General features: G+C 68.4%; 3 protein-coding genes. All 3 read right to left on the bottom strand.

What is annotated here, in order from left to right; all coding sequences use genetic code 11:
* Window positions 1-213: 213 nt before the first annotated feature.
* The 3 genes from nahK to DK254_RS08915 all read right to left on the bottom strand — a co-directional run bounded on the left by nahK (window position 214) and on the right by DK254_RS08915 (window position 5,764).
* On the bottom strand, window positions 214-2,841 hold the full coding sequence (gene nahK, locus DK254_RS08925) for a hybrid sensor histidine kinase/response regulator NahK/ErcS' (protein WP_109933496.1): 2,628 nt from the start codon (window positions 2,839-2,841) through the stop codon (window positions 214-216).
* Window positions 2,771-3,934, bottom strand: coding sequence for a nitric oxide-sensing protein NosP (gene nosP, locus DK254_RS08920; RefSeq protein WP_109933495.1), 1,164 nt, complete (start codon window positions 3,932-3,934; stop codon window positions 2,771-2,773). The genes nahK and nosP overlap by 71 nt, the downstream gene beginning before the upstream one ends.
* 633 nt (window positions 3,935-4,567) lie before the next feature.
* Window positions 4,568-5,764 (bottom strand): porin, encoded by a 1,197-nt coding sequence (locus DK254_RS08915; RefSeq protein ID WP_109933494.1) that lies wholly within the window; start codon window positions 5,762-5,764, stop codon window positions 4,568-4,570.
* Window positions 5,765-6,093: the final 329 nt, after the last annotated feature.

Here is a 6,093-nt window from a genome sequence, read left to right as displayed (position 1 = left end):
CCTTCGAGGCCTCTTTGTAATCGGCATTCCGCGGGCTTACCCAATGTTGGCCAGAAGCCCGACGTGGCTTCCTCGAACAGGCCTAATACATAGATGCAGTCGGGTTCCTCTGTTCAAAAGCGGGTTGACGGTGGGGGTGAGTCCATACATAGGAGCGGGCCCTGCCCGCGATTTTCGCGCGCAGGGCGCGCTCCTACAGGTACAACGCCAGCCTCACCCCGCCCTGTCCATCAAATGACACAACGCCGTCTTCAGCTTCATCGGCCTGACCGGCTTGTGCATCAGCGTATGGCCCAGCTCGCGCACCTGCTGCTTGAGTTCGTTGCTGTAGTTGGCCGTTATCATCAGCGCCGGCAGCGGCGTGCCGCGGCGGGCGTTGATCGAGGCCACCGCGTCCACGCCGTTGCAGCCGTCGTCCAGGTGGTAGTCGACGATCAGCAGGTCGGACTCGGCGTGGAAGTTGTCCACCTGGCGCGCCAGGTCCTCTTCCGATAGCGCCGTGACCACCCGGCAGCCCCAGGCCTCCAGCAGCGTGCGCATGCCGGCGCAGATGGCCGCGTCGTTGTCCAGCACCCACACCCGCGAGCCGCGCAGGCGCTCCACCAGGTGCTCGGCCTGCTGCGCCGGCTCCGGCCGGGTGCGGGCCACGCGGCGGGCCAGGGGCACCTCGACGGCGAAGCGCGAGCCCTTGCCGGGCACCGAGCCGACCTGGATGCGGTGGCCGAGCATGCGCGCGATCTTCTCGACGATGGCCAGGCCCAGGCCCAGGCCGCGGTCCTGGTTGGAGCGCTGGGTGTCGCCGCGCTTGAACTCCTGGAAGATCTCGCCGAGCTTGTCGGCGGGGATGCCCATGCCGGTGTCCCAGACCTCGATCCACAGACTCTGCCGGCGCCGTCGGCAGCCCAGCAGCACGCGCCCGCTGGGGGTGTAGCGGATGGCGTTGGACAGCAGGTTGCGCAGGATCCGCGCCAGCAGTTGCATGTCGCTGCGCACCTGGGCGCCGCAGGTCACGTAGTCCAGGCGCAGGCCCTCGCTGGCGGCCACCTGGCGGTATTCGGCGGCGAGGTTGCCGAGCAGCTCGCTGACCTCGAAGGGCGCGATGTCCGGCTTGATCACCCCGGCGTCGAGCTTGGAGATGTCCACCAGGGTGCCCAGCAGGTTCTCCACGTCCTCCAGCGAGTGGCTGATGTTGCGCACCAGGCCGTCGCCGCCGCGTTCCTGCAGGGCGCTGGTGAACAGCCGCGCGGCGTTCAGCGGCTGCAGCAGGTCGTGGCTGACGGCGGCGAGGAACTTGGTCTTCGACAGGTTGGCCTGCTCGGCCTCGCGCTTGGCCTCGCGCAGGCGCGCCTCGACCTGGCTGCGCTCGTCGATCTCGCGCTTGAGCTGGTCGTTCAGGCTGGTCAGCTCGGCGGTGCGCTCGCGCACCCGCTGTTCCAGGTTCTGGTAGGCCTGGTGCAGGGCCTCGGCGGTGCGGCGGCGCTCGGTGATGTCGCGGATCAGCACGAAGAGCCCGGCGACCTGGCCGTCGGCCTGGCGGTTGGGCACGTAGGAGCGCTGCATGTAGCGCTCCTGCCCGGCGAGGTTGGTCTCGGCGATCTCGAAGGTCACGCTCTCGCCCGACAGCGCCCGCTCGAAGTAGGGTTCCAGGCGCTGGCAGTGCTCGGCGCTGTGCACGTCGCGCAGGTTGCGCCCGAGCATCGAGCCGCTGGGCCAGCGGTACCACTGCTCGTAGACCTTGTTGGTGAATTCGTAGTTGAGGTCGGCGCTGAGGTAGGCGATCAGCGCCGGCACCTGGTCGGTGATCAGCCGGATCCAGCGTTCGCTCTCGCGCAGCGCCTCGGCGTGGCGGTAGCGCTCGGTGATGTCGGTGAAGGTGTTGACGAAGCCGCCGGTGGGCAGCGCATGGGTGCGGATCTCCAGCATGCGGCCGTCGAACAGGCGCTGCTCCAGGGCCGCCAGGGGCGCGCCGGAAGCGTCGCGGCTGCGCGGGGTGAGCAGCGGCAGGCCGCTCTCGCCCATGACGTCGGCGAAGGGCCGGTGCGCGCCGATCGGCGCCAGCCCGCAGAGTTCCAGGAAGCGCCGGTTCCACAGCTCCAGCGTGCCCTCGGCGCCGACCATGGCCACGCCCTGGGACAGGTTGTCCACGGCGCGCTGCAACAGGTGCGACTTCTGCGCCACCGCCTGTTCGCGGCGCGCGGTCTCGCTGAGCTTGATCTCGGTGATATCGGTGTAGAGCACCACCAGGCCGCCGTCGCGGGTCGGCCGCTCGCTCATGCGCACCCAGCGGTCGTTGCGCAGGCGGTAGAGGGTGTGTTCGTCGTCGCTGCTGCGCTGTTCCTCGACTATCAGCCCGCTGCTCTGCGCCAGGCGGCGCACCTCGCTCAGCCGGGTGCCGGCGCCCAGGCGCGCGCGGGTGGGCGCCCAGAGCGCGCGGAAGCGTTCGTTGAACAGCACGATGCGCTGCTGCGGGTCGAACAGCACGAAGGCGTCGGAAATGCTCTCGATGGCGTCCAGCAGGTGCTGGTGGGCGGTCTCGGCGCGCAGGCGGGCATCGCTGAGCAGCTGGTTGCTGGACTTCAGCTCGGCCATGGCCTGGCTCAGGGCGTCGGTGCGTTCGCGCACCTGCTCGGCCAGCACCACCGAGTGCTGGAAGGCCCCGTAGGCGCCGTCGCCGCGCGAGGCGCTGGACTCGATGCGCTCGATCAGCGCGGTGTTGATGCGCTGCAGCTTGAGCTTGTCGCGCTCGAGCGCCTCGATGCGCGCCTGCAGCTCAGCCGGCTGCGCCGCCACGGGGACGGCCAATGGCGACACCGGTGAAGGTCTGGTTGATGTGCATGCCATTGAATTGCTCTCCGTAGGTGTTGAAGCCGATCACCTGCTGGTGGCGGAGAAACTCGGCGGTGGCTGCGGTGTCGCCCGCCACTTCCAGCTCCAGGCGGCGCAGGAAGCAGTCGCAGCCGATGGTCAGCAGCGGCGGGCCGAGGCGTTCGTGCAGGCGCGCGAACTGCGCCCGCAGGTTGGGCAGCAGGGGCCCGGTGCTCATGGCGGTGAGGACGATGCCGTTCTCCACCGCGCAGTAGAAGGTCAGGCTGAAGTCGTCGTTGACCTGCTGGATGGAGCGCACGTAGTACTGGTCCTTGATGCGCACCGCCAGCGGGTGGCGGGAGAACAGCTCGAAGCTCAGCGCCTGGGGCTCCACGCCGACCAGCCGGGCGTACTCCAGGGCCGCCGGCTCGGCATTGAGTTCCAGCACCCGGCGGCTGGCGCTGTCGGCGCGGGTCACCACCAGCTTCTCGCCGCGCGGCACCACGTGGTGGGTGGTGAACACCTCGAAGTCGAGCCAGGTGTTGAACAGCAGCACCACCGCCGCACCGGTGTGGAACTGGCCCTGGTAGTAGACGTGGGTGTGGGTGAGGTGGTTGTCGTCGCCGGCCGAGCCGCCGAAGTGCGGGATGGCGCCGAGCGCCGCGCTGAGCGCCGCCAGCACCACCTCCTCGCGGCTGGACAGGCCGTCGAGCAGGGTCAGGGCGAAGCTGTGGTCCTTGATCGGCGCCAGCTCGCTGCTGCGGCAGTCGGCCACCAGGGCCTCCACCAGCTGCTGCGCGTCGATCAGGCTGAAGCGCTCCATCTCGTCGATCAGCGCGCTGGCCACGGCGAAGCTGCGCACGTCGAAGCCCACCGCGCTGACGCAGCCGCGGCCGTAGCCCTGGGGGGTGATCTCGCCGGCGGTGGTGCAGCCGACCAGCTCGATGCCGCCGAAGTACTGCTCCAGGGCGGCGGCCAGGGCCGGCAGGTCGTGCTCGGCGGAACAGAAGAACAGCACGAAGCCCAGGTGCGGGTGGATCAGCTGGCGCGCCAGGTCCTGGGCCACCGCCTCCGCGTCGCGGGCACTGGACATGCCCCTGACCACGCCTTCCCCCTGCCCTTCCTGCATACGCCTGCCTCAACGCCGGTTGACCTCGCGAGCATTCTACGAAGGCGCCCGGCGCGGCCCCATGCTACTTGGGTGCTGGCGGGGACCTCCGAAAGGCGTAGCTCCATGTCATTCGCAGGAGCGCGCCCTGCGCGCGATTCGCGGTACAGCGAACAGCGGAGTCAGGTTCAGCTGCAGAGCGGGGGTTGGAGTCCGCAACCCTCTCCCCAGCCCTCTCCCTGAAGGGAGAGGGGGCTTGGCCTGGCTTCAGCCGGTAATTTTCGGCGCTGCCGGCTGACTCCGAAATACCCGAACACACCGAACGGTCCCCTCTCCCTTCAGGGAGAGGGTTAGGGAGAGGGCGCTCTTCGGAACGTGCACCGCCCCCACCGACAGAACACCGTTCGCGAGCAAGCTCGCTCCTACGAAAGGCAGCAGTTTCGTAGGGCGCATAACGCCTATGGCGTTATCCGCCGAATCGCGGACGGAGTCCGCTCCTACGGTTCCGGGAAGCACTGGCGTAGGAGACTCCGTCCGCGATGGCCCGCCGCGCGCAGAAGGCCGTGGATGGACCCCGCCCGCCCTGCCTGCAAAAAAAACGGCGGGCCGACGTCATCGTCGCCCCGCCCAATTGCTGCCAAAGGAGCTCGGGAATTACCAGTTCAGTACCGCGCCGACGGCGAAGGTGTCGGTGTCCTCGCTGACCAACGAGCCCTTGCGGCCGTCGATCTCGTACTGGTTGTACTCGGCCACCAGCTTGAGGTTGTCGTTGATGGTGCGGAAGTAGGCGATGCCGCGGGTGGAGTAGTCGGCCGCGCTGCCCAGGCCGTTGCCGTCGTCCTCGGTCTTGCCGTAGGACAGCGCCAGGCGGTTCTTGCCCCAGCTGTAGGAGCCCTGCAGCAGCATGCCGCGGCTGTCCACCTCGCGCAGCGCGGCTTCGCCGGCGTTGTTGGTGAAGAAGGGGTTGATGCCCTTGGCGGTGAAGCCCGAGCCGGTCAGCGACACGCCGCCGAACTTGGCCTGGATGCCGTAGCCCAGGCCCTTGGAGGTGACGTCGTCGACCTGGTCGTTGGTGTTCTTCGAGGTCTGGTAGGCGCCGTTGACCCAGCTGTAGATCTGCGCGCCGGCCAGGTCGAACTGGTAGCTGATCTCGCTCTCGTAGCGCGGGTTGTCCTGGTAGGCCTTGTCGTCCAGGCCGTCGCTGGCGTCCTTGTCGATCTGGTTGGTGTCGATCGGGTCCATGATGCCCACCGCCACGCGCAGGCCGTCCACCAGGTTGTTGTTGCGGTAGGTGATCTGCGAGGTGGGGAACGGGTACGGGTAGCCGGTGCCGATGTTGCCGAAGGACACGCCCTTGCCGTCCACCAGGCCGAGGGTGTCGCTGGCGTTGCCGAAGCCGGCCAGCAGCTCGTCGAGGAAGATGTTGGAACGCGAGAACAGGCCGAAGTCCTTGCCGATCAGCACCTCGCCCCAGTCGCCGGCCACGTTGCCGTAGAACTGCCGCACGTCGATGGCGGTGTCGGTGCCGTCCTGCTCGCTGTCGTTGATGGTCACCCAGAACGAGGAACGCCCGGTGAGGGTCAGGCCGTCGATCTTCTTGCCGAAGTTGAAGCCGATGTAGTTGGGCAGGAAGCCCATCTTCACCCGCGACTGGCGGCGGTCGTAGGTCTCGCCCTCGCGGTCCACGTCGCTATTGACGTAGAAGGCGTTGAAGTAGCCGTCGGTGGAGAAGGTGGTGTCGTCCTTGTCGTACAGCTTGATGTCGGCGACGGCCGGCAGGCAGCCCAGGCTGCCCAGCGAGGCCAGGGCCAGGGGCAGGAAACGGCGAATGGCGGTGTTGTTCTTGTTCATGACGCGCTCCGCAGGGGATGGATGACCGTTCGGGGTCGTGGCGGAGGCGATTATCGAAACGGCTTGCGCGGCGCCATACGCTGCTTTGGGCGCGCTTCGGCGCTGCTTGCGTGGGGCTTGCCGGAGCGCTGCGCAAGGCCATGGCACCAGGCCACCACAAGGCTCGGCGCCTTGGTCGCGGGGGTAGCGGCACCTTGGCAGCGGGCCTTGCGGCGCAGGACCAAAGTCGCAGGCGTACGTGCCCGGGGGCGGTATGCCCGGGCAACGGTGGAAGGAGGGTTCGAGGGGGTCAGGCGCGGTTGGTCAGCAGCCAGCTGCCGCCCTGCTCG

Source organism: Pseudomonas sp. RW407, assembly GCF_003176655.1.
Taxonomy (GTDB): domain Bacteria; phylum Pseudomonadota; class Gammaproteobacteria; order Pseudomonadales; family Pseudomonadaceae; genus Pseudomonas; species Pseudomonas delhiensis.
Note: the sequence above shows the minus strand (reverse complement) of the source record. Positions and strands in the feature narration are given on the sequence as shown.